The 23,356-nt window shown below is 66.4% G+C and carries 19 protein-coding genes; 7 read left to right on the forward strand and 12 right to left on the reverse strand.

Annotated elements, in window-relative coordinates; all coding sequences use genetic code 11:
- Nucleotides 1-138: 138 nt before the first annotated feature.
- Nucleotides 139-708 (forward strand): pseudouridine synthase, encoded by a 570-nt coding sequence (locus QZL87_RS00190; protein WP_295322365.1) that lies wholly within the window; start codon nt 139-141, stop codon nt 706-708.
- A gap of 105 nt (nt 709-813) precedes the next feature.
- Here QZL87_RS00190 and QZL87_RS00195 read toward each other — a convergent pair whose 3' ends face one another.
- The gene (locus QZL87_RS00195) at nt 814-1,320 is read right to left on the reverse strand and encodes a hypothetical protein (protein WP_295322366.1); all 507 of its coding nucleotides are present in this window, start codon (nt 1,318-1,320) and stop codon (nt 814-816) included.
- On the opposite strand from QZL87_RS00195, the gene QZL87_RS00200 reads away from it, so the two are divergent.
- Entirely contained in the window at nt 1,303-2,130 is an 828-nt protein-coding gene (locus QZL87_RS00200; protein WP_295322368.1) for a TonB-dependent receptor, read from the forward strand. The two genes, QZL87_RS00195 and QZL87_RS00200, sit on opposite strands and share 18 nt — an antisense overlap.
- 568 nt (nt 2,131-2,698) lie before the next feature.
- Here QZL87_RS00200 and QZL87_RS00205 read toward each other — a convergent pair.
- A complete protein-coding gene (locus tag QZL87_RS00205; protein ID WP_295322369.1) occupies nt 2,699-3,472 on the reverse strand; it encodes an SDR family oxidoreductase in 774 nt (257 codons plus the stop codon).
- Nucleotides 3,473-3,600: 128 nt separating this feature from the next.
- Here QZL87_RS00205 and QZL87_RS00210 point away from each other — a divergent pair, with 128 nt between their 5' ends.
- A complete protein-coding gene (locus QZL87_RS00210; protein ID WP_295322370.1) occupies nt 3,601-4,461 on the forward strand; it encodes a helix-turn-helix transcriptional regulator in 861 nt (286 codons plus the stop codon).
- A gap of 21 nt (nt 4,462-4,482) precedes the next feature.
- Here the strand turns inward: QZL87_RS00210 and QZL87_RS00215 are convergent, their stop codons facing one another.
- From QZL87_RS00215 to QZL87_RS00235, 5 genes are all read right to left on the reverse strand, one after another.
- Complete coding sequence (locus QZL87_RS00215) at nt 4,483-7,149, reverse strand: TonB-dependent receptor (RefSeq protein ID WP_295322372.1); 2,667 nt, start codon at nt 7,147-7,149, stop codon at nt 4,483-4,485.
- Between the two features lie 191 nt (nt 7,150-7,340).
- Nucleotides 7,341-9,845, reverse strand: coding sequence for a DNA ligase D (gene ligD / locus QZL87_RS00220; RefSeq protein WP_295322373.1), 2,505 nt, complete (start codon nt 9,843-9,845; stop codon nt 7,341-7,343).
- Nucleotides 9,832-10,329, reverse strand: a complete 498-nt coding sequence (locus QZL87_RS00225) for an MgtC/SapB family protein (protein WP_295322376.1) — start codon at nt 10,327-10,329, stop codon at nt 9,832-9,834. The genes ligD and QZL87_RS00225 overlap by 14 nt, the downstream gene beginning before the upstream one ends.
- The gene (locus QZL87_RS00230; RefSeq protein WP_295322379.1) at nt 10,329-11,204 is read right to left on the reverse strand and encodes a Ku protein; all 876 of its coding nucleotides are present in this window, start codon (nt 11,202-11,204) and stop codon (nt 10,329-10,331) included. The genes QZL87_RS00225 and QZL87_RS00230 overlap by 1 nt, the downstream gene beginning before the upstream one ends.
- A gap of 195 nt (nt 11,205-11,399) precedes the next feature.
- A complete protein-coding gene (locus QZL87_RS00235; protein ID WP_295322380.1) occupies nt 11,400-12,401 on the reverse strand; it encodes a pyridoxamine 5'-phosphate oxidase family protein in 1,002 nt (333 codons plus the stop codon).
- A 209-nt stretch (nt 12,402-12,610) separates the two neighbouring features.
- On the opposite strand from QZL87_RS00235, the gene QZL87_RS00240 reads away from it, so the two are divergent.
- Nucleotides 12,611-13,090, forward strand: coding sequence for a hemerythrin domain-containing protein (locus QZL87_RS00240; protein ID WP_295322381.1), 480 nt, complete (start codon nt 12,611-12,613; stop codon nt 13,088-13,090).
- On the opposite strand, the gene QZL87_RS00245 is transcribed toward QZL87_RS00240, so the two are convergent.
- Nucleotides 13,062-14,693: a ShlB/FhaC/HecB family hemolysin secretion/activation protein gene (locus QZL87_RS00245; protein WP_295322382.1), complete on the reverse strand. Its 1,632-nt coding sequence runs from the start codon at nt 14,691-14,693 to the stop codon at nt 13,062-13,064. The two genes, QZL87_RS00240 and QZL87_RS00245, sit on opposite strands and share 29 nt — an antisense overlap.
- Before the next feature lie 11 nt (nt 14,694-14,704).
- Entirely contained in the window at nt 14,705-15,637 is a 933-nt protein-coding gene (locus QZL87_RS00250) for a hypothetical protein (protein WP_295322384.1), read from the reverse strand.
- A gap of 388 nt (nt 15,638-16,025) precedes the next feature.
- Between QZL87_RS00250 and QZL87_RS00255 the strand changes: the two genes are divergently transcribed.
- Nucleotides 16,026-16,295: a DUF3297 family protein gene (locus tag QZL87_RS00255; RefSeq protein WP_295322386.1), complete on the forward strand. Its 270-nt coding sequence runs from the start codon at nt 16,026-16,028 to the stop codon at nt 16,293-16,295.
- Between the two features lie 246 nt (nt 16,296-16,541).
- Here QZL87_RS00255 and QZL87_RS00260 read toward each other — a convergent pair whose 3' ends face one another.
- The 3 genes from QZL87_RS00260 to QZL87_RS00270 form a co-directional block, all read right to left on the reverse strand.
- Nucleotides 16,542-17,117 (reverse strand): CHAP domain-containing protein, encoded by a 576-nt coding sequence (locus QZL87_RS00260; RefSeq protein WP_295322388.1) that lies wholly within the window; start codon nt 17,115-17,117, stop codon nt 16,542-16,544.
- Between the two features lie 251 nt (nt 17,118-17,368).
- The gene (locus tag QZL87_RS00265; protein WP_295322390.1) at nt 17,369-19,723 is read right to left on the reverse strand and encodes an EAL domain-containing protein; all 2,355 of its coding nucleotides are present in this window, start codon (nt 19,721-19,723) and stop codon (nt 17,369-17,371) included.
- Nucleotides 19,724-20,163: 440 nt separating this feature from the next.
- A complete protein-coding gene (locus tag QZL87_RS00270; RefSeq protein ID WP_295322392.1) occupies nt 20,164-21,915 on the reverse strand; it encodes a fatty acyl-AMP ligase in 1,752 nt (583 codons plus the stop codon).
- Between the two features lie 118 nt (nt 21,916-22,033).
- On the opposite strand from QZL87_RS00270, the gene QZL87_RS00275 reads away from it, so the two are divergent.
- Together QZL87_RS00275 and QZL87_RS00280 are read left to right on the forward strand one after the other, a co-directional pair.
- On the forward strand, nt 22,034-22,666 hold the full coding sequence (locus QZL87_RS00275) for a RecX family transcriptional regulator (protein WP_295322394.1): 633 nt from the start codon (nt 22,034-22,036) through the stop codon (nt 22,664-22,666).
- Between the two features lie 199 nt (nt 22,667-22,865).
- Nucleotides 22,866-23,324: a DUF192 domain-containing protein gene (locus tag QZL87_RS00280; RefSeq protein WP_295322396.1), complete on the forward strand. Its 459-nt coding sequence runs from the start codon at nt 22,866-22,868 to the stop codon at nt 23,322-23,324.
- Nucleotides 23,325-23,356: the final 32 nt, after the last annotated feature.

Here is a 23,356-nt window from a genome sequence, read left to right on the forward strand (position 1 = left end):
CGAAATAAATTGTGTGTCCCCGCGAAGGCGGGGACCCATCACCGGTGGGTTCGAAATAGCACCAGCAGGAGATGGGCCCCCGCCTTCGCGGGGGAACACAAAGGTCTGGCGCAGACGGGTTGATCGGGAGCCCAAGCGTTGTCCCGCCTGATCCTGTTCAACAAGCCCTACGGCGTGCTGTCGCAATTCACCGACAAAGGCATGACCGCGCCCGGAGCGGGTGGCGATGGCGGCCCGCGCGCGACCTTGTCCGACTATATCGACGTCCCCGGCGTCTACCCCGCCGGGCGGCTGGACAAGGATAGCGAGGGCCTGCTGATCCTGACCGGCGACGGCGCGCTGCAGGCGCGGATTTCGTCGCCGAAGCACAAGATGCCCAAAACCTATCTCGCGCAGGTCGAGGGCGAGCCCGACGCCGCCGCGCTCGATACGCTGCGCCGCGGCGTCACGCTGAACGACGGCCCGACGCGTCCCGCAACTGTCCGCCGCATCGACGCGCCCCAGCTCTGGGACCGCGACCCGCCGGTGCGATACCGCAAGAGCGTGCCCGATAGCTGGATCGAACTGACGATCACCGAAGGCCGCAACCGCCAGGTGCGGCGGATGACCGCCGCGGTTGGCTATCCGACGCTGCGGCTGGTGCGGTGGCGGATCGGGGGGTGGGAGATTGGGGATTTGGCGGTGGGGGAGTGGCGGGAGGTTGGGTGAATGACCAGCCTCGTAGTAATTGGCCCTTGGCGGTCCGTCCAATATTGATCGGAAGAGACGATTAGCAGACCCTCTTGATTATGGCGGACGCCGGTTCCGCCGTCATCACACCATCCAGTCGTTACGCCCGCGAGCACCGCCGCGCAGTATGGCGTTCGTCCGCGCTAAACCTTCGGCCTGTCGGCGCAATTCCTGCGCTCGAAGTGTATCGCCGTCTATCAAGTAGCAAGTGACCGGTTTGTATGATTTGTCGCAAGTCGGACAGCGAGCGGTTTGAGTAGGGCCATCTTGCTTCATTTGAACAATGCGACCGTCTGCATCGCAGCTTGGACATAATGGGAAGCCAATAGGCTTGCCATCGTCGCCAGCGAAATAATTATAGTCGCCGTCGCCTTTTACCAGATTGCCTTTGGCCTCAAAAGCGGAGCGGAGCCCTTCAATTTCCTTATCGCGATCAGCGGCACGTTCTTTTGCATCCGCCAACGCCAATTTGGCGTCGGTTAGAGCATTTATCAGGTCAGCGATTTGCGCCTTGTAAGCCGCAGCATCGTAATCTTTCTCAATGCCCCGAAGCGTCTTTGCGATGCCGAGGCCTTGCGTTACCGCCAGCAACAGGTCGACAATGCGAACAGCGCCGGCCCCGAATCGACGACGACCTACAAGGCCTTCCTGCCCAAGGGCGGGGTGTCGTGGGAGTTCGCGCCCGACAAGACGCTCTCCGTCATCATCCAGCGCGGCTATCGTTCGGGCGGCAGCGGGGTGAACCCGGGGCGCGCGACGACGCATGTCTATGACCCCGAATATACGTGGAATTACGAGCTGTCGCTGCGCACGCAATGGCTCGACCGGCGGCTGACCTTCAACGCCAACGCCTTCTATATCGACTGGAAGGACCAGCAGGTCTACGTCCAGCTTTCCGACAATGTCTATGATTATGAGACGCAGAATGCGGGCAGCTCGCGCGTCTGGGGCTTCGAGGTCGAGAGCGATTTCGACGTCACCGAGCGGCTGAACATCTATGGCTCGGTCGGCTATGCCAACAGCAAATTCCTCGATTTCCAGACCACCAACGGCCAGGTGCTCGACCTGTCGGGCTTCGAATTCGCCAACGCGCCGCGCTGGACCTGGGCCGCGGGCTTCGACTGGCGCCACCCGTCGGGCTTCAGCGCCAACGTCAACGTCAATTACCGCGGCGCGCAGTTTCAGGACATCCGCGACCAGAGCGGCGGCCGCAACGTGCCGTCGCGCACGCTGGTCAACGCCAAGGTCGGTTACGGCAACGATTATTTCGGCGCCTATCTGGTCGCGACGAACATCTTCGACGACGAATATTATGACTATCAATATGAAAATGGCGGCCGGATGCAGGCGCTGTTCGGCGAACCGCGCATGATCGGGCTGACCTTCGAGGGGCGGTTCTGACCGAAAGGGAGGGCGCGGCGAGGCCTGAGGGGTGGCGCCGTGCCGAAGTGGAGTTGGAATTCGCACAAAACCACGAAGCCACAAAGGAGGGGCCTCGCGCGGACCGGCGGGCGGATTAGGGTCTGTCCTATTCGGTGGCGATCATATCCTTTGCAAACAGGGTAATGATATGGGCCGTTTACGGCCGGAAGCGGACCTATGTTTTCATCGTCACCCCGGACTTGACCCGGGGTCCATTCACGCGGGCGTCGGGAGGAATGGATCCCGGATCAAGTCCGGGATGACGAAGAGCTGTAAACGACCGAAAAGCGACGCTCAGTATCCCATAACTTCGTCATTCCCGCGAAAGCGGGGACCCAGTGCGTGCGTAGGCCGATCCCACACTGGGTTCCCGCTTTCGCGGGAATGACGAAGGTAGGGAATGACGGCTCTCCACCTCAAAACCGACCGTCTTACGAGTTTCCAATTTGTGGCTTCGTGCGAGAAAGACAGCGGGATTCCCGCCTGCGCGGGAATGACGAATGTTTAGCGGTCCCGGTCGGCCGCGGCGAGCGCGGCCGGGGAGGGGTCATTTGGTCGTGTAGCCGCCGTTGACGAGGATCGTCTGGCCGGTCATCCACCAGCCCTCCGACACCAGCATGCGGATCCACGGGACGATGTCCTGGATGTCGGTCAGTCCGGTCTTCGAGAAGGGCGACAGCGCCGCCGCCGATTTGTGATAGGCGACCGCATCGTCGCCCTCGGCGGGATAGAAGAAGGGCGTGTCCATCGGCCCCGGCCCGATCGCGGTCACCGAAATGCCGCGTGTCCCGAATTCCTTCGACGCGGCGCGGGTGAAATGCTCGACCGGCGCCTTGGTCCCGGCATAGGCGGCGTAGAAGGGCGTGTAGGCGCCGAGCAGCGAGGTGACGAGCGTGCAGATCTTGCCATTGTCGTTTACATGCTTGCCCGCCTCTTTCAGGAAGAAGAAGGCGGTCTTCGAATTGACCGCGGTCATCTCGTCATATTCGGCTTCGCTGATTTCGGTGAAGGGCTTCTTCAGCACCTTGCCCACGGTGTTGATCGCGATGTCGGGGCGGCCGACCGCGGCGATCGTGTCGGCGAACAGCTTTTCCACCGCGGCGGCGGAGGTGAGGTCGGCCTGAAAGGCGACCGCTTCGGCGCCCGCGGCGCGGATCGCGGCGAGCGTCTCCTCGGTCTCGGCGGCCGAGGCAGGGCTGTTGTAATGGACCGCGACCGCCTTCGCGCCGTGCGCCGCGAGGTCGCGCGCGACGAGGCCGCCGAGATTCTTGCCGCCGCCGGCGATGAGGATCGTTTTGCCCGTGATGCTGTGATCGGCCATTTTCTGTCTCCATGAAGGGGAAGGGGAGGCGCCAAGGGGTAACGGGCTTTGACCTTGCCCGCTTTCAAATTCCGGCGCAGCGTCGGGATATTGGCATGGCGAGTCGTGGGGGCTCGCAAGGTGGGTGATTGAGCGGAACCGCGACCGTCTGGGATGGCATCAGGCCGCGCTCGGCGCGCGACGTCGTCGCACGGCATCGGGCGCGGCTCGGCCGGCTCGGCGTGCTCGCCGCCACCGAAAATCTGGCGGCGCCGACCGACTGGGCGTTCGAGGAAGACCATCATGTCGTCGTCGTCCATCTCGGCGGCCGGCTCGACCGGATGGAATGCGAATTTTCGGTCGGGCCTTCGGGACCGGCGCGCCCGGCGCGCGGCGATGTGTGGATGATCCCGGCGGCGTGCCGCTATGCGGCTTTGGCGCAGGGCAAGCGCGCCGAGTTCGTCGAATTGAGCGTGCCGACCGCGCTGCTCGCCGACGCGCCGCTCGCCGCGCGCGTGAAGCATCGCGACGATTTCCTCTTCGGCGCCGCGGCGCGTCTTGCGGAACTGGTCCGGGGGCCCGACGACGATCTGGCCCGCATGGCGTCGCAGGCGGCCGGCGGCGCGATCGAGCGGCATCTTCGCGAACGATATGGACATCAGGGCCGGGCGGCGCGGCGCGGCGCGCTGTCGGCGTCCGACCGCAATCGCCTTGCCGAAGCGATCCGCGGGCAGCTCGACGCCGAGCACAGCCTTGCCGGGCTCGCGGCGCTGGTGGGGATGGACGTGCGGCGCTTTACCGAGGCGTTCCGCGACGCTTTCGGCCTCTCGCCCTGGCAATATGTGATGCGCGCGCGGCTCGACGAGGCGGCGCGGCGGCTGTGGCACGGCGCGGAGCCGGTGACCGAGGTGGCGCTGGCGACGGGCTTTGCGTCGCCGAGCCATTTCGCGACCGCCTTTGCGCGCCGCTTCGGGGTGCCGCCTTCGCGCTACCGTGCCGGAGCACGATAGCGCAGGCGGCGACCCGGGCCGTCAGAATTTCAGCCGCGCGCCGACATAGAATTGGCGGCCATTGTCATAGATGGCGCGCGGGCGGTTGCGGGTGCCCGAATATTGTTCGATCTTCTCGTTGGTCAGGTTCACCGCATCGGCGGTGAGCGCGATATTGTCGGTGATGTTGACGCTGACCGAAGCATCGAGCGATGCGAGCGCGGCCTGGTTGAGCGGCGCCGAGCGATCGATGTCGATGAAGAATTTCGACCGGTAGTTGTACGAAAGCCGCGCGCTGACGAGGTCGTTCTCATAATAGCCCGTCAGGTTGAGCGAGTGCTTCGAATTGCCCGGGATCGGATCGCCGTTATTCGCCTTGGCGTCCGAATAGGTGTAGTTGACCACCGCGCCGAAGCCGCCCCAGATCGGGCGCGACACCTGGAATTCGAAGCCCTGGTTGCGCCCGCCGTCGCCGTTGCTGCGCCGGTTGATCTGATAGGGGCAGTCGAAGAGGTTGGGATTGCCGCCGCCCGCCGCGACGCAGCCCGCGGGCTCCGACCCCGGCACGAAGATGCCGGGCAGGATCTCGGTCGAGGTCGTGTTGACGATGTAGGACTGGATATCCTTGTAGAAGGCGGCGAGCGCGACGATCGTCTCGCGGTCGGGATAGAATTCGATCGACAGGTCGTATTGGTTGGCGCGATAGGGATCGAGGTTCGGATCGCCGCCGCGCCCCGTGAGCAAGGTGCCGTTGAGGTCGACGCCGGGAGTGATGTCGACGAAGTCGGGCCGCGTCACCGTCTTGCCCGCGGCGAAGCGCAGCACGACCTGATCGGAGAGGTCGACCGACAGGTTCGCGCTCGGCAAGATGTCGGTGTAGGAGCGTTTCGCGCGCGACGGGGTGAAGCCCCCATAGGGATTGGTGAATTCGGGGTTGGCGCCGCCGATGATATAGCCGTTCGACGTCTGCTTCGTCTCGATCACGCGCACGCCGACATTGCCGCGCCAGCCGTCGCCGCCGAATTTGGCGAGGCCGTAGCCGCCCCACGCCTTTTCATTGATCGAATAGGCGTTGCCGGGAACGCGGAAGCGTTCGGTAACCGGCGCGGCCGCCGCGCCATAGATGGCGCGCAGCTTCGCCGGATCGACGCGCCAATAGTCGGTCAGCGTGCCGGGCGCCGCGATATTGTCGAGAAAATCGCCGGGCATGCCGCCGCCGGTCGCGAAATCGGCCGCGGTGCAGGGCGCGCCGTCGCAGCGAAGGCCGGGGGTGAAGACGCCGCCGTTGGTCGCGAGGCGGTCGGCGGCGCGGTCGTGGTCGGTATATTTGAGCCCGAATTTGAGCGCGGTGAGCGGGCCCCATTCGACCTGTTTCTCGACGTCGAGATAGGCGTATTTCTCTTCATCGTCGTTGGTGACCGACTGGATGCGCCCGAAATCGGGACGGATGCCCGCGGGATTGAGCGGATCGGGGCTGGCGAAGCTCACTTCGGGGCGGCCGCTGGTGAGATCGTAGCTGAACGCGCCGGGGCCGGCGAACTCCATGAAATTCTCGTTGCTCGTGTCGCCGTTCGCTTTGGTCCAGCCGGCCTTGAAATGGACCGACAGGCTATCGGTCGGGCGGTAGGTGAGGTCGAAGTCGGCCGAGACGGTCTTGGCGACCGCCTGGCGGTCGATGGCGTCATAGACGACGCCGAAGCCCGTCGTGCCGCCGTTCGCCGAGGCGATGTCGCCCGACACCGCGACGCCGTCGCGCACGACCGCATTGCCGATCGTGCCGCCGCCGGCGAGCGCCTGTTCGCCCCAGGCGATGTAATTCTGGTTGAAATTGTCGGCGTTGAAGCGCGAGTAGAGCCCGGTGATGTTGATTTCGAGCTGATCCGACGGACGGAACTGGAGGCCGATATTGGCGCCATAGCGTTCGCGCTTCTGTTCGAACATCGTCGATCCGATCAGGGTCGGAACGAGCGCGTCGCCGCCATCGACGGGGAAGGCGCGATAGCCGAAGATTTCGAGCCCGTCGCGGCGGGTGCGGCGCTTCTGGTAGATCGCGCCGACGAGGATGCCGAACGTCTCGTCGTCATTCTTCCAGCTGACGAGGCCCGAGAGCTGCGGGTCGAACTTGCCCGACAGGTCCGAATAGACGCCCTGCACCGACGCCGAGAGGGTGAGCGGGTCGAGGTCGAGCGGGTTGCGCGTGATGACGTTGATCGTGCCGCCGACCCCGCCTTCCTCGACGTCGGCCTGCGGGCTCTTGTAGACCTCGAGGCGGCCGATGATCTCGGCGGGCAGAGTCAGATAGTTGAAGCTGCGCGTCGAGGCGACCTGGTCGAGGATGAACCAGTCGGCGGTCGCGACGCTGTGGCCGTTGAGGAGGGTCTTGGTGAGGTTCGGCGCGGTGCCGCGGAGCGAGACGCGCTCGCCCTCGCCGAACTCGCGGTTGACGACGATGCCGGGGACGCGCTGGAGTGCCTCGGCGACATTCTTGTCGGGGAATTTGCCGACATCCTCGGCGGTGACGACGTCGGCGATCACCGACAGGTCGCGCTTGGCGTCGATCGCCTCGCGGAGCGAGCCGCGGATGCCGGTGACGACGATTTCGCTTTCGGCCGCGGTGTCGGCGGGAGCGGTCTGCGCGTGAGCCGTGCTGGCGGCGAAAAGAAGCGTACCAATGCTGGCCGAAGCAAGCCAATATCGCATATTGGTCATGTCAAAATCCCTCCTCATGGATGCCAATCAGCTATGATTGCTGATTTGCATGAGATTTTATAGGGACCAATTTTGCGGTCAATCTCACTTCGTCGCGAAAAACGCTCCGTTCAAGGGTCAATCGGGTGATTTTTGGTAGTTGATTGGTATTATTAGATCGCTAACCAATTTCGCGAAGGCGGCCGCGGCGATCAGAAAGCGGGGAGGGGCTGGCTGGCGAAACCCCAGCCCTTGAGGTCGGCGCGCGCGGCGCGTTCGAGCAGTTCGCCGGCGTCCTTGATCGTCCACTGCCCCGCCTTTCGGGCATCGGCGAGCGCGTCCCAGCCGATCGGGACCGCGGCCGGGGCGCCTTCGCGCGCGCGCGCCGAATAGGGCATGATCGCGGTGCTGCCGCGCTGGTTGCGCAGCCAGTCGATGAAGATCTTGCCCTTGCGCTTCGCCTTGCTCATCGTCGCGACATAGCGGTCGGGCTCGGCGAGGCTCAGCGCCTCGGCGAAGCGTTTTGAGAAATCCTTGTGCGCGTCCCAGCCATGCTCGGGATCGAGCGGCACGACGACATGCACGCCCTTGCCGCCCGAGAGCATCGCGAAGCTGACGAGGCCGATGTCGGCGAGCTGGCGGCGGATGTCGAGCGCGGCCTTTTTGACATCGGCGAAATCGAGGTCTTCGTCGGGATCGAGGTCGAACACCATGCGGTCGGGCTTTTCGAGGGTTTCGACATGGCTGTCCCAGCCGTGAAATTCGATCGTCCCCATCTGGACGCAGGCGAGGATGCCGTCGGCATCCTCGATATAGAGATAATCCTCGTGCCCGCCGTCCTTCTCCTTGATCGGGACGTGATGGACATGGTCGCCGAAGCTGCCCGAGTCATGCTTCTGGAAAAAGCATTTCTTCGCGCGCCCCTGCGGACAGCGGACGAGGCTGACCGGGCGCCGCGCCATGTGCGGGAGCATGAGCGGGGCGATCGCGGCGTAATAGTCGGCGAGATCGCCCTTGGTCGCTTTGGCTTCGGGAAAGATGACGCGGTCGCGGCTGCTGATCCTGACGTCGCTTTGCGCTTCGGGCGCGGGCTGTTTCACTTCGGGGGTCACCTCTATCGCCTCCTTGTCGCTGCGCAGGCCGAGGAAGCTCGCGTGGCGCACCGATCCGCTCGCGGTAAATTCGGCGAAGGCGATTTCGGCGACGAGTTCGGGTTTCAGCCAGTGAACCTTGCGTGCGGCGACTTTGTCGACCTCGAGCGGCGCGGTCTTGCGTTCGAGTTTCGCGAATGCCTTGGCGAGGTCGGCCATGGTGCCGGCATCGAAGCCGGTGCCGACATTGCCCTTGTAGACGAGACTGCCGCCCTCGTGCTGCGCGAGGAGCAGCGACGAGAAGGGGCGCGCCCTGGTCGAGGAGGGCTTCCAGCCGACGAGGACGAACTCCTGCCGCCGCGTGCATTTGACCTTCACCCAGTTTTTGGTGCGGCGGCCGACGTAAGCCGCGTCGGCGCGTTTCGAGATGATGCCTTCCTGCCCCGCGCCGCACATCGCGGCGTGAAGCGTCTCGCCCGCGCCGATGACATGGTCGGCGACCGCGACCGGCGCCTTCGCGTCGCGGAGCAGGGCTTCGAGCCGTTCCTTGCGTTCGAGATTGCCGAGCTTCGCCAGCGACTTGCCGTCTTCTTCGAGCAGGTCGAAGGCGAAGAAGTGGAGCCGGGTGGCCTCGTCCTGCGCGCCATGGCCGCGCTTGAGCACCGCCTGGAGCGAGGAGAAGTCGGGATTGCCCTCCTTGCCATAGGCGACGATCTCGCCGTCGATCAGGCACGGCGGCAGGTCGAGCGCGGCAATATGGCGGACGAGCGGCGCGAACTTGTCGGTCCAGTCGAGACCATTCCTTGTGTAGACCCGCACGTCGCCGCCCGATGCGGCGATCTCGGCGCGGTAGCCGTCATATTTGATCTCGTGAAACCAGCCGTTGCCCGCCGGCACGGCGTCGACGAGCGTCGCGAGCTGGAGCGGGCGGAATTTGGGGAGTTTGGCTTTCGGTTTCGCCTTGGCGACCTTTTTGTTGTGCGCGGCCGCGGCGGCCATCTTCTTCGCGAACGCCGCCCCCTTCGCGCCCTTCAGCGATTGTTCGCCGCCTTCGTCGCCCGCGATCTCGGCCATGGTGCGGCCGGTGAGGATGCTCGTAAGCTGGCGCCCGACGAGGTCGTCGGTGCCGCCGGCATAGGCGTCGTTCACTTTGCGGAGCAGCCAGTTCTCGCGCTTCTCGTTCCCGCGCGGCTTCATGCGGACGAGCAGCCATTCGCCCTTCATCCGCTCGCCATCCAGGGTGAAATGGAGGTGGCCCTTTTCGATGTCCTTCGCGCTCTTGCCCGCGACCGGCGCCCAGGTGCCGCGGTCCCACAGCATCACGCTGCCGCCGCCATATTCGCCCTTGGGGATCACGCCTTCGAAATCGGCGTAGGACATCGGGTGATCCTCGGTGCGCACCGCGAGGCGCTTGTCGGCGGGGTCGGCGCTCGGGCCCTTGGTGACCGCCCAGCTTTTGAGCACGCCGTCGACTTCGAGCCGGAAGTCGTAATGGAGCCGCGTCGCATCATGCTTCTGGACGATGAAGCGGTTGCCGGCACCTTTTTCGACCTTGCCCGCGGGCTCGGGAGTCAGCTTGAAATCGCGCTTGGCGTTATATTGGGCGAGGGGGTCAGCGCGGGACATCCCCACTCCTCTCCGGCCCGTCCTCCATATCGGGCAGCCGGCGCTCGACGAAGCGGAGCAGGACGAGCAGCACGAGCGCGAGCCCGGCGGCGATGATCACGATCGCGAAATAGCCCGCACCGCTCGCGATGCCGATCGCGCCCGTCAGCCAGATATGCGCGGCGGTGGTGAGGTTGCGCACCTCGCCGCCTTTGACGATGATCAGCCCCGCCGCGATGATGCCGATCGCCGCCGCCATGCCTTCGATGACGCGCAAGGGGTCGATCGACGAATCGGCGCCGCCGAGCTGGTTGTAGAGCGCGATCGCGACGACGGTCATCAAGGAGGAGCTGAGCGCGACCATCCCGTGCGTGCGCAGCCCGGCGTCATAGCCCTTGAGCTCGCGGTCGAGCCCGAGCAGCAGCCCGACGAGCGTCGCGACGCCGAGGCGCAGCAGCACCTCGGTGTCGATCGTTTCCCACCAGAGCGCGTCGTTGAGCTCCATCAGGCGCGCTTTCGCTGGGCCGTCTTTTTGGCCGGGGCCTTTTTCGCGGGGGCTTTCTTGGTGTCGCTCGCGGACGTCTTTTTCTTGCCTTCGACCGACGCCTTGAGCGCCGCCATCAGGTCGATGACGTTCGAGCCGCCGCTCACCGGGCCGGGCTCCTCGACATCCTCGAGCACGCGCTTGCCCTTGGCTTTCGCCTTTTTGGCGATCACGCGCTTGATCGCATCGACATAATGATTGTGATAGTCCGATGCGTCGAACTTGCCCGATTTCTTGCCGATCAGCGTTTCGGCGAGGTCGAGCAGGTCGGCGTCGGGCTTGGCATTGCCGACATCGCGGAAATAATTCGCCGCCTTGTTCACCTCGTCGGCGTAGCGCAGCACTTCGAGGACGAGCCCCTTGCCGCACGGACGCAAGCCAACGAGCTGTTCCTGCCCGCGCACCGACAGCTGGCCGAGCCCGACCTTCTTCGTGCGCTTCAGCGCCTCGCGCAGGACGATATAGGCTTCCTCGGCAAGCTCGTCGGCGGGGACGACATAATAGGGCTTGGCATAATAGAGGATGTCGATGTCGCCCGCGTCGACGAACTGGAGCAGTTCGAGGGTGCGCTTGCTGTCGAGCTTGACCGCCTCGATCTCCTCCTCGTCGAGCAGGACGTAATTGCCCTTCGACATCTCGTATCCCTTGACGATGTCGTCGGTGTCGATCGGCCCGATGCCGGGCACGACCTTCTCATATTTGACCGGCTTGCCGCTCGGTTCGTGGATCTGGCGAAAGCTGATCGCGGCGCCCGATTTGGTCGCGGGGTAGATTTCGACGGGGATCGACACCAGCGCGAGCCGGATCTGTCCCTTCCAATAGGCGCGTGCGGCCATGGCACTCCCTTTCGCTGTCCCGACTCCAAATGATCGGCGCGGCGAGGGGTTCCGTGGAGTAGCGAGTGAGAAGGCCTGGTGAAGCCCCTCCCCTTCAGGGGAGGGGTAGGGGGTGGGGGCCATCGGCCTTGCGCAAGGTTTCGGGCCCCCACCCCAACCCCTCCCCTGAAGGGGAGGGGCTAATACGTCGATGCGCTAGTAGAGATTGTCCTTGTAATCCTTGTCGAGCCCGCGCTGCATCAGCCCCGGGACCGAGACGAAGGCGCCGGCGATGCGCGCGCCGAGGCCCTTGTCCTTGTTGAGCCTGACATGGTCGGCGAACATCTTCGCGGGCCTGATGTTGGCGGGCGCGGCGGCGGCGGGCCAGAGCGCCGCGCGGGCAAGCGCCGCGCTGGGGCGCAGCTCGATCTCGACGTCGTCGATGCGCGTCGCGAGCAGCGGCACCTTGCCCTGCACCTCGAAGCTGGCGCGCGCGGTTTCATCGTCGGTGAGCATCGCGGTGCCGCGGAGAATCGCGACCTCGGCCGTGCCGGGGATCAGCAGCGCCGCGGCGATGCGCGGCTGCGCGACGATGTTGCGGAAGCTGTCGGCGCGGCGGTTGCCCGGGCGGTCGGCGAACCAGAGCTGGTCGCCCGCGATGTGCGCCATCGCCCCGGCCGGATCGCCCTTGGGGCTGAGGTCGGCGTCGCCCGCCGCGTCGGTCGTCGCGAGCGCCATGAAGCGCGCGGCGGCGGCGAATTCGCCCGGCGTAGCGGGTTCGGCGTCCGACGGCTCGGCCGACCAGAAGCCCGAGCGGATCAGCGCCTTCGCGCAATGGACATAGCATTCGGCGACCGCGATCCGCGCGGCTCCGCCCTCGACCGCCGCGACGCGGCCGTTGATGCGCAGCGTCTCGCCGATGCCGGGGACGAGGAAGAGCGAGCTGAAACCGGCGCCCGGCGCCGCGAGCGCCGGATCGTCGAGCGCGGCGAGCGGGACCGACAGCGTCGCGGGATCGGCCGCCGCGAAACCGGCCGCGCCGCCGCCGAGGGTGATGGCGACTCCCTGCGCGTCGCCGAACCCCGCGAACATCAGCGGCGAGGCGGCGAGCCAGCGCATCGCGCTGGTATCGACATGGTCGATGACCTTGAGATTCACCGCGGGAGGCGTTTTCCCGAAAATGGCCTCAAGGCCCGCGATGCTGTCGATGTCGCTCATGCCATGCTCCGTCGGAAATCGTCGTGCGTCGCGTGGCGCATGTTGCTGCTATTGAGAAGAAAAATCAATAATGACCTGCGGCCCGTGGTCCCGATCGATCGTCGATCGGCGGCGCGTGTCCGGCGCGGTTTTGCGGGCGGATTTGCTTTTCTTTCATGGCGGATCGCATATGATGGCGATCGGGGACCGCTCGCATGGATGGAGCAAATATGCCCTTGAGCCGCGAGATGCAGCGACTGCGCGCCGAACATGCGGCGCTGTTCACCTTGTCGCGGATCATCCTCGGCATGGTCCGCGCCGGGCGCCCGCCGCCGCGCCCGGCCGAACTCGCATCGGCGCGCGCGAAGCTCCGCGAAAATCTGGTGCGCCACCTGAAATGCGAGGACTGGATATTATATCCGCGGCTGATGGCGACGGGCGATCAGGACCTGATGCGGATCACGCGCGATTTCGAGATCGAAATGGGCGATCTCGCGGCCGATTTCGCTGCCTATGACGAAAAATGGACAGGCGACCGCGCCGCCGCCGACTGGGCGGGCTTTTGCCGCGAGACCGCCGCGATCTTCGACATGCTCGCCGCGCGCATCGAGCGCGAGGAGCGCGAACTCTATCCGCTCGCCGAAACCCTCTATGCGTCGGGCGCCGCGGTTGGCGCGCCGGTCATGGACGGATCGACATTTTCCAACTGAGCGCGACGCGCCAGTCCTGACCATATCCCGGCACCGGCTGGTCCCACGCATCGGCGACTTCGAGGCCGATGGTCGCGTTGTCGGCATAGGAAAGGCGCACGCCGCCGCCCCAACTGCCGAGGGTGAAATCGGTGCGCGGGATCGCGGAGCGTTCGAGCAATGTCACGTCGGCATAGTCGACGAAGCTGTAAATCTCGCTCTTCGAAAAGCGGCCCGTGCGTAACGGGCGCAGCGCCAATTCGCCGAACGCCGCATAGCCGCGATCGCCATTGACCAGCCCGTCGTCGAACGCGCGGCCGAAAGTCGCACCGCCGACGCTGAACCGCTGCGCTGCGGGCAGGCGGTCGCGCGTCCAGCGGCCCGTGGCGGCGGCGCGGACGACAAACGGCTTGCCGATCGTCTGGTTCGCCTCGATGCTCGCGTCGGTGTAAGCGAAACCGGCCTCGCCGACCCCGGGGTCGACGCGCGCGCCGGCGAAATCGAGCCCCTTGGCGCCCCCGACGCGCGCGCCGAGGACGGTTCGGTCTTCGCTCAGGCGAAAGGCGAGGCTGCCGCTGGCGGTCCACGTCTTTTCGGCGGCGATCGTCGAGCCGAACAGCGCGTTCTTCGAATCGAGATAGTCGAGCCGCGCCGAGACGAGCAGATTACGCCGCGTCGCGCGGATCAGCGGATGGGTGATCGCGAAGCCCGCGCTCCACGCCTCGCCGTCGATCGCGAGGCCCTTGGGCCGCGTGCGCAGCGCCGCGCCCGACAGTTCGGCGCGCGTGCCGCCGGCGCCGAGCGGGGTCGAATGGCTCGCCGCGAGGTAGAGAAGCGATTTGAAGTTGAGCGCCGCGGCGCCGGTCAGTCGCGTCTCGTCGCCGCTGCGCAGGAGGCTGGAGCCGCGCGCGTTCGCCTCGACGATGCCGTCATCGACGAAGCGGCTGGTGCGCGTCGTGAAGCCGAGGCCGAGCGTCGGCTTCTTCGCGTCGAGCGCGAGGTCGAGCGCGACCGCGCCCTGCTCGCTGCCCAGCGCGAGCGTCGGCGTCACGGTGACGCCCGGAATGTCGGCGATATTGCCGAGCGCCCGCTCGAAGCGCGACCGCGGCAGGGGGCGCCGGCCGGCGAGACCGCCCGCCATCTTGGCGACGAGCGGTGCGGGGCCGCTCTCGCGCTCACCGCTCAGCGTCACCGACCCGACATAGCCTTCCGCCGACGCGACGGTGACGGTGCCCCCGGACAGATCCTGTTCGGGAATGACGAGCGTGAAGAGCGCCACGCTCGACCGGTTATAGGCGCGCGTCATCGCGGCGGCGAGTTTCGCGAGATTGTCCGCCGAGGCCGGCTTCCCGACGAAGCGTTGCGCCGCGCGCCCGACATTGGCGGGCACGCCCGCGCCGACGAAACGGATTTCGCGGATCGTGACGTCGGGCCGCGCGCCCAGTTCGACCTTGCCGAGCGAGAGCGGCTTCGCCTCGGGATCGGGGAGCGGGTCGCGGGCGCTGTCGGGGGCGAGGGGCGGGCGGCCGTCGAGCGGCGTCGCCGCCGGCTGGGCCGCGAGCGCCGCGGCGGGGAGGAGCAGGGCCCCCGCCGCCGCGACGCCGACGAAGCGCAGGTCGCGCATCGGGCGCGGCTTCAGTTGCCGCCCTTCGGCTTCAGGCCGCCGAGCACGCCGCCCACGGTATCGGTGACCCCCGTGACGAGGCCGGTCACGGCGTTGCCGTCGCCATCGGCGGTTCCCCCCGTCGCGCCGCCCGCCACTTGCGACAGCGCACCGGTCGCGGTCGTGACGACATTGCTGACGAGCGCGACCGGGGTGCCGGCGGTGCCGCCGCCGGTCAGCCCGCCGGTCGCGCCGCCGAGCAGATTGCCGCCGGTGCCGGGCTGGAGGGTGACAAGCTGGCCGCCCGAGCCGACGCCGACGGTGAGCAGGCTGCCGTTCTGCTGGCCGGGCGACAAGATACTCGCGCCGATCAGCGGCGAGGCGTCGGGACTGCCCAGCGCGGTCGCCTTGCCGATCGTCGCCGTGACCAGCTGACCCGGCGCGGCGACCAGGCCGTCGACCAGATATTGCTGACCATTGCCCGTCTGTACGAGCGCGACGCCGGTGCTTTTGACGACGCCGACGACGGTGCCGACGAGGTTGGTGCTGCCGGGCAGCCTGTTGTCGACGGCGTTTGCGAGCAGCAAGCCCTTGTCGGCGATGACGTTGACGAGACCGCCGGTCTTGACGAGCACGCCGCCGATGACCGGATTGACGCTGGCGGGGTCGCCGGTGTTCGCAAGCAGGCCGGTGCCCGCGACGCCGCCGGGTCCAACGAGCCCCCCGACCGCGAGCGCGCCGGCATCGCCGAGCGCGAGGCCGCTGCCCGCCGGGCCAGCCGGACCGGCGGGGCCTGCAGGGCCGGTCGCGCCAGTGGGACCGGCCGGACCCGCGGCGCCGGTGGCACCGGTCGCGCCGACACTGCCGACGCGATAGCTGCCCGACGATTCACACGCCGCGAGCGCGAGACACGCCGGGATCAGAATGAGATAGGATGGGCGAAATTCAAGACAGGACAAAGGCATGAGACATCCCCTTCGTACATAATCTGGTCCCTGATCGCGATATTCTCGAAATATCGACAAGGTTCCGTCCATTGTTCGAATTACTTGGGTAAAATTTCCCGTATTAACTAATACATCAGGAGTTTGGCGAGAAACCCGTTCATCATATCCGGAAAGTTAACTATAAATTTTCTTGCCGACAGCGCCATCAAGCCTATCCGTACACGCAAAAAACGCTCCAATAAGGGACAGTATTTATTAAATTTATTTGGAGTAAAAAGTTCCACGCTCCAGCGGGGTCCGCGCCGGTTCCGCAAGGATCGACGCCGGTTTGCGGGACCACCTCTCCATTGACGATGACGGCCCGGTCCCGCTAGGGCCGCGCCATCATTTTTTGGGAATCCAGTTCATGACCGATACGCCCCCCGACCGCCTGTCGACCAACCCCCGCTCGCCCCATTTCGACATGGAGGTGCTGCAGCGCGGCATCGGCATCCGCTTCAAGGGCGCCGAGCGCACCGATGTCGAGGAATATTCGATCTCCGAAGGCTGGATCCGCGTTGCCGCGGGCAAGTCGAAGGACCGCTTCGGCCAGCCGATGACGATCAAGCTGTCGGGCCCGGTCGAAGCCTGGTTCGAGGATGCGACCGGCGAAGGCGAAGCGCCCGCCGGCGAGTGACGACGATCGTTTCTATTTGAATCGTCATCCCGGCGAAGGGTGTTCAGAGGCACGTGACTCTGAAACACGATCTCGCCCTCACGCCGATACGCGCCGGCGAGATCCCGGCCTTCGCCGGGATGACGAGATATTGACGGCGGTGTTTCAGGTCAACCGACCCCGCTCCCAAAGGAGAAACCACCCGGAGCGGCGGGCCGCCCCGAGTGGCTTCGTCGCTCGCCGAGCCCGAGGGTGGGGGGGGGAGGCTCAGTTGCCGAGCGAGGCGGCAACGACCTCGAGGCCGTTGCCGGGTTTCCAGTCGTTTTGCGTCCAGACGGGCGCCTTGAAGCTCGGCGCCTCTGCGGGGGCTTCGTCGGCGTAGATGAAGCCCTGCACCGGGTTGGCGCGCAGCCCGAGATCGCCGATCGGGGCATACCAGACGCGCACCATGCTCCAGTCGCCGGCATCGCTGACGTCGACGACGCGGACGCCCCGCTCGATCTGGCCGCGGCGGCCGTTGATCGGCGACCAGTTGGCATGGTCGATCAGGATTTCACGGTCGCTGACAATCTTCTTGACCACCGCGACATGGCCCATCGGCATGCCGCGCGTGCCGGCGAAGGCCATGACCGCGCCCTTGCGCGGTTCGTCGCCGCGCGCGTAGGTGCCGGCGGCTTGCGACCACCAGGTCTTGGCATTGCCGCGAATTTCGACGCCCGATTCGGCGCGGGCGAAGGGGACGCACTGCAGATAGGCCTTCGCCGCGGCGGGAACGCTCGCGAACAGCCCTGTGACGGTCATCACGGACGCGATGGCGGCGGCCAGGTAGTGACGATGGAGCATGAAATGCGACCCCCCGATGCTTGTCTTCAAGCGTTGGAGGGTCTTTGCCACGCCGCGCGGCGTCCACCACCCGTCTAGCGACGAATCGCGCCGTCGATGCGGTGGATGGGGGAACCTTTTGTTAAGACGTTCAATTCGTCGCTGAGAGGCTTCGGCTGGTCGAGAATTGCCGTCGCCCCCGCGAAGGCGGGGGCCGCTGGAGGCGATGCGCAAGGTTGCTAGCGGCCCCCGCCTGCGCGGGGGCGACGTTATTATGCCGCGGCCGTTGCGACATCGTCGGGGCGGCGGAACAGGGTCAGCACGTCGCTCGCGGGCATCGGGCGGCCGTAATAATAGCCCTGAATATTGCTGCAGCCGAAGCTGCGCAGCGTTTCGACCTCGAGTTCGGTCTCGGCGCCCTCGGCGGTCGTCGACATGCCGAGGCTGTCGGCGAGCGCGACGACGGCGCGGATGATCGCGATCGATTCGATGCTGCCCTTCGCCGCGCCGACGACGAAGCTGCGGTCGACCTTGATCGTCGAGAATTGCGTTTTCCGGAGATAGCCGAGCGACGAATAGCCGGTGCCGAAATCGTCGAGCGACAGGCGGATGCCGAGCGCGATCAGCTGATCGAGCAATTGCGCCGCGCCGCCGCCGTCGCGCAGGAAGACGCTTTCGGTGACCTCGATCTCCAGCCGCTGCGGCGGCAGCCCGCTCTGCGCGAGCGCCGAGACGACGACCGAGGCGAAGCTGGGGTCGGTGAGCTGGTCGGCCGAGACGTTGATCGCGACCTTCAGGTTCGACGGCCATTTCATCGCTTCGCGGCACGCGGTGCGCAGCACCCATTCGCCGATCGGCGAGATGAGGCGCGCATCCTCGGCGAGCGGGATGAAGCGGCCGGGCGACACATTGCCGAGCTTCTGGTTGTTCCAGCGGATCAGCGCCTCGAAGCCGTTCAATGTGCCGTCGGCGGCGGTCACCACCGGCTGGTAATAGAGTTCGAACTCGCCGCGTTCGAGCGCGCCGCGCAGTTCCTGCTCCATCACGCGCCGCTCTTCGGCCTGCGCGTGCAGCGAGGCGACATAGGCGGCGACGATATTGCCGCCCTTGTCCTTCGATTTGTAGAGCGCGAGGTCGGCGTTGCGGGTCAGCGTCTCGACCGTCGCGCCGTCGGTCGGGCCGATCGCGAAGCCGACGCTGGCGCCGACGAAGAGCTGGTGATTGTCGACCACATAGGGGCGGCTGATCGCCGTGATGATCCGCTGCGCGAGATCCTCGGCCGCGTCGGCGGAGGGCAGGTTATGGAGCACGACGGCAAATTCGTCGCCGCCGAGCCGCCCGCAGGTCATCCCGCGCTCCATCAGCCCCTTGAGCCGCGCCGCGACCTGCGCGAGCAATTTGTCGCCGACGGGATGGCCCAGCGTATCGTTCACCGCCTTGAAGCGGTCGAGGTCGATCATCAGCAGCGCGCAGCGCGACTTCGCATCGACCGCGTGGTTCAGCGCGCGGGCGAGATCCTCGTTGAGGCTGAGGCGATTGGGCAGCCCGGTGAGATTGTCGAAGCGCGCCATCCGGGCGATCTGCTCGGCGGTCGCGCGCTTTTCGGTGACGTCCGAGCCGACGCCGCGGAACCCCAGAAACTTGCCCGTTTCGTCGAGGCGCGGCGAGGCGGAGAGTTCCCACCAGCGCGGCGCGCCGCCGATCGTCACCGGCACGATCAGGTTCGAAAAGCTCTCGCGCCGCTTCATCCGCTCGGCCATGTCGTGCAGGCTCTTGGGGAAGAGGCCGGTCTCCCACGCGTCGCCCGAAAGCGCCTGGAGGAGCGGCACGCCCTCGAGCGCCTCGGCGCTGCCGCCGAGCGCAAAAGCGAGGCGCGGCGAGACATGGATCAGGCGGCGGCTGTTGTCGGTCTGCCACAGCCAGTCGGCCGAGGTTTCCTCGAACTCGCGCAGCAGGAGGCTGACCGTCTCGGTCTTTTCGTGCAGCACCTCCTCGGCGCGGCGGAAGCGGATATGGCTTTGCGCGAAGCGGACGCAGAAAGCGCAGAGCAGGAAGCCCGCGACGAGGGCGACCGCGGCGAGATGCGGCGCGCCGGCGCGGGTCAGCGCGGCGGCGGCCGACAGCGAGACGGGAGCGATGAACAGCGCGCAGGCGAGCGGGACGCTGTGCGCGGCGATCGCCAGCGTGACCATCATCAGCACCGCGATCGTCCACATCGACAGCACATGGTCGAGCGCCGGGGTCGGCCCCTGCAGCCAGAAAGGCGCCCCCCAGATCAGCGCCGAATAGAGCGCGTGGCGGTTGCACTGCCGGTATTCGGCGATCCCCAACGATTTGGGGTCGCCGAGCGGCAGGCCCTTGAATTGGGTGTAGGACCAGAGCGCGAAGGCAAGCGCGCAGGCGAGCCAGCCGCCGGCGACGGGCAGCGGCACGCTGTGGACCATGGTGAAGGCGGCGACGAACGCCATGCCGAGGCCCATCACCCGGCGCAGCGAACCGCGGCCGCGGAGCGGCGCGAGCTGGAGCTGGCGGAGGTTGCCGACGTCCCGGCTCCGCGGCCCCAGCCCCAACAGGGTCCGCACGGATATGTCGTCGGCAGCAATCGGGTCGGTCAGCAGGCTTTTCACGCCCGCCGGTTTAGCGCGCGGGGGTTACCCGAAGGTAACCATCGCGCTGTCCGGGGGCGAATTTCTGTGCCGCGAGGGGACAGGGTGGCGAGGTGGGTTGTCCGTGGAAGACGGTTTTGGGGTGGGGAGCGTGCGTTGCGATCCATCAAGCCCCTCCCCTTCAGGGGAGGGGTTGGGTGGGGGCCATCGGCCTTGCGCAAGGCCGATGGCCCCCACCCGCTGCGACTAGGGAGCGAGCTGCCAAGTCTTCGTTGCCCCTCCCCTGAAGGGGAGGGGCTTGACTAGGAGAGGGCAACTACCCGGCCGGTTTCAGACCTTCGTCATCCCGGACTTGATCCGGGATCCATTCTTTCCACGCCCGCGTGAATGGACCCCGGATCAAGTCCGGGGTGACGATGAAAGACAAGCCGGCTACTGCCCGCAAGCCGCCGTGTCCGGCCTTAAGCCGCCATCGCGAAGGGCTGGATTTCGCCGGCGAGATATTGCGCGCGCGCCTTCGAGCGGCTCAATTTGCCCGAGCTGGTGCGCGGCAGGGTGCGCGGCGGGATCAGTTCGATCAGGCAGTTCATGCCGGTGATCGCGCGGACGCGGTCGCGGATCGTCTCGCGCAGCGCGAGCCGTTCGGCCTCGTCGCTGGTGCGGCACTGGACGAGCACCGCGGGGGTTTCCTCGCCGCCCGGCGTCGTGATCGCAAAGGCCGCGATGTCGCCCGACTTGAAGCCCGGAAGCTGTTCGACCGCCCATTCGATGTCCTGCGGCCAGTGATTCTTGCCGTTGATGATGATCATGTCCTTGGCGCGGCCGACGATATAGATGTAGCCGTCCGACATATAGCCCATGTCGCCGGTGTCGAGCCAGCCGTCCGCCATGCAGGCGGCGGTCGATTCGGGGTCCCGGTAATAGCCGGTCATCAGCGACGGGCCGCTGCACCACACCTTGCCGACGGTTTGGTCGGGGAGCACGTTCCCCGCCTCGTCGCGGACCTCGATCACCATGTCCTTGACCGCCTTGCCGCAGTTGACGATCGCGCGGTAGCGTGTCGGGCGGCCGCTGTCGTTCGCGGCGCCCGACAGCTCGGTTTCCTCGACCAGCTCGACGACGATGCCTTCGCCCGGCGGCATGATGCTGACCGCGAGCGTCGCTTCGGCGAGGCCGTAGCTCGGCAGGAAGGCGCTCGCCTTGAAACCCGCGTCGGCGAAGGCGTCGACGAAGCTCTGCATCACGTCGGGACGGATCATGTCCGCGCCATTGCCCGCGACGCGCCAGCGCGACAGGTCGAAGCGGTCGGCGACATGGGTCTGGCTCGAGATGCGGCGCGCGCAGATGTCGTAGCCGAAGGTCGGCGAATAGCTCAATGTCGTGCCCTGGTTGCGGCTGATCAGGTCGAGCCAGGCGAGCGGGCGGCGGGCGAAATCCTCGGTCTTGAGATAATCGACCGACACCTGGTTCGCGACCGGCGAGAGCAGGCAGCCGACGAGGCCCATGTCGTGATACCAGGGCAGCCACGAGACGCAGCGGTCGCTGTCCTGAAGCCGCATCCCGTGGGCATGCGCCGAGAGATTGTTGAGCAGCGCGCCGTGCGTCACCGCGACGCCGTGCGGGAAGCGCGTCGAGCCGCTGCTGTATTGGAGATAGCAGGTCTCGTCCGTCTTCTGCTCGGGAAGGTCGGTCACCGGCGCGGCGCGTTTTTCGAATTCGCTCCAGTCGACCGGCTGGACTTTGCGCTGCTCGGCCGCCTCGATCGCCATCGCGGCGATTTCGGGCGGGAAGAACAGCATTTTGGGGTCGCAGCTGGTGAGCTGGACGACGAGCTGGCCGACATAGGAGTCGCGCCCGCCGAAGCTCGTCGGCAGCGGCAGCGGCACCGGCCAGGCGCCGGCGTAGATGGTGCCGAAGAAGAGCGCGGCGAATTCGGCGCCCGTTTCGGCGATCAGCGCGATGCGGTCGCCGGGCTGCACGCCCGCCGCGACCAGGCGATAGGCGGTGGCGAGCGCGTCGGCCTTGAGCTCGCTATAGGGATAGGGGCGCACCAGACGCCCGCGCGGATCGTGGAAATTGAGCCCGCGCGAGCCGCTCGCGGCATAGTCGAGCGCCTCGCCCACGGTGGCGAAGTCGGAAAAACGGCGCGGCTGCGCACATATGGTCGGCGTCGGCACGAGCGCATCGGCCGAAATCTGGTCGGTATCGGTCATAGGGGCTGCGACATCCCGCGATACGGGCCGCGCGGCAACAAGCATGTCATCTTTCTGAGCCATGTGTCGGTGCGCGAACCCTATGTTGTTTGAACAAATCGCCCATTCCCGGGCTTTGATGCCCGATATGGCGGTGTTGATCGTTCTCAATCGGGCCCGACTGTGGCACAAACATGGCATGCCGCGCCGCACCGCTCCGTCCGACCGCTCCAGAAAACCCCTGGGCGCGGCGAAACTCGACGAACTGGCGCTCGCCTATGTGGCGCGATTCGCGACGAGTCGCGCCAAGCTGACGCGCTATCTCGCCCGGAAAGTGCGCGAATCCGAATGGATCGACGAAAATGACGCCATGGCGGCGTGCGAGGCGATCGCCGAACGGATGGAGCGCCTCGGCTATCTCGACGACCGCCAATATGCCGCGATGCGCGGCCGCGCGATGACCGGGCGCGGATTGGGGGTGCGGCGGGTCAAGGCGCAGCTCTATGCCGACGGCATCGCCGAAGAGGACAGCGGCGCGGCGATTGCGGCGGCCGAGGGCGCCGCGTTCACCGCGGCCATCGATTTCGCGCGGCGGCGGCGCTTCGGGCCCTTCGCGGTGCGACCGGGCGACGATCCGAAGCAGCACGAGAGGCAGCTCGCCGCCTTTTTGCGCGCCGGGCACAGCCTCGCGATCGCGCGCCGCATCCTCGCCGTCCCGCCGGGGGACGAGGCCGCGCTGGCGGCGCTGGACGAGGAAGCGGGGCTCGATTAGGCTGCAGACCGCCTTTCATTACCCGTCACCCCCGCGAAGGCGGGGGTCCAGCTTCATTCTTCCTTCTTTGTGCCTTCGTGCCTTTGTGTGAGCCAAAAAGAAACTCGTACAAAGGCGCGAAGGCACAAAGAAGGCTGGACCCCCGCCTTCGCGGGGGTGACGGAAGGGAATGGAACGATGACGGGAGGATGAGAACAGGATGCGTATATTTTTGACCGCCCTTGCCCTGTCGTTCGCGCTGCCGATGGCGGCGTGCAGCCGCGACGCGAGCGAGGCGGAGAGCGCCGCGACGATTCCGGTCACGATCGAGATGGCGGGCACGGCGCATCGGTTCGAGGTCGAGGTCGCGCGCACCGATGCCGAACAGGACCGCGGGCTGATGTTCCGCACCAGCCTGCCGGCGAATGGCGGGATGCTGTTTCCGTTCGCAAAGCCGCGAATCGGCAGCTTCTGGATGAAGAACACGCTGATCCCGCTCGACATGATCTTCATCCGCGCCGACGGCAGCATCGACCGCATCGCCGAAAACACCATCCCCGAATCGCTCGAACCCGTGGTCAGCGGCGGCGAGGTTTCGGCGGTGCTCGAACTCGTGGGCGGCACGGCGGCCCGGCTTGGCATCGACGAAACGGCGAAGGTGACTTGGAAGGATAAATGAGGCCCTAGCGCTGGCTCCTCTACCCTTTTTCC

It is taken from the genome of uncultured Sphingopyxis sp. (genome assembly GCF_900078365.1).
Lineage (GTDB): Bacteria > Pseudomonadota > Alphaproteobacteria > Sphingomonadales > Sphingomonadaceae > Sphingopyxis.

Coding starts and splice junctions, on each gene's coding strand:
- QZL87_RS00205 (WP_295322369.1), bottom strand. CDS start 3,472: ATGGCCGATCACAGCATCACGGGCAAAACGATCCTCATCGCCGGCGGC.
- QZL87_RS00215 (WP_295322372.1), bottom strand. CDS start 7,149: ATGACCAATATGCGATATTGGCTTGCTTCGGCCAGCATTGGTACGCTT.
- ligD (WP_295322373.1), bottom strand. CDS start 9,845: ATGTCCCGCGCTGACCCCCTCGCCCAATATAACGCCAAGCGCGATTTC.
- QZL87_RS00225 (WP_295322376.1), bottom strand. CDS start 10,329: ATGGAGCTCAACGACGCGCTCTGGTGGGAAACGATCGACACCGAGGTG.
- QZL87_RS00230 (WP_295322379.1), bottom strand. CDS start 11,204: ATGGCCGCACGCGCCTATTGGAAGGGACAGATCCGGCTCGCGCTGGTG.
- QZL87_RS00235 (WP_295322380.1), bottom strand. CDS start 12,401: ATGAGCGACATCGACAGCATCGCGGGCCTTGAGGCCATTTTCGGGAAA.
- QZL87_RS00240 (WP_295322381.1), top strand. CDS start 12,611: ATGCCCTTGAGCCGCGAGATGCAGCGACTGCGCGCCGAACATGCGGCG.
- QZL87_RS00245 (WP_295322382.1), bottom strand. CDS start 14,693: ATGCGCGACCTGCGCTTCGTCGGCGTCGCGGCGGCGGGGGCCCTGCTC.
- QZL87_RS00250 (WP_295322384.1), bottom strand. CDS start 15,637: ATGCCTTTGTCCTGTCTTGAATTTCGCCCATCCTATCTCATTCTGATC.
- QZL87_RS00255 (WP_295322386.1), top strand. CDS start 16,026: ATGACCGATACGCCCCCCGACCGCCTGTCGACCAACCCCCGCTCGCCC.
- QZL87_RS00260 (WP_295322388.1), bottom strand. CDS start 17,117: ATGCTCCATCGTCACTACCTGGCCGCCGCCATCGCGTCCGTGATGACC.
- QZL87_RS00270 (WP_295322392.1), bottom strand. CDS start 21,915: ATGACCGATACCGACCAGATTTCGGCCGATGCGCTCGTGCCGACGCCG.
- QZL87_RS00275 (WP_295322394.1), top strand. CDS start 22,034: ATGCCCGATATGGCGGTGTTGATCGTTCTCAATCGGGCCCGACTGTGG.
- QZL87_RS00280 (WP_295322396.1), top strand. CDS start 22,866: ATGCGTATATTTTTGACCGCCCTTGCCCTGTCGTTCGCGCTGCCGATG.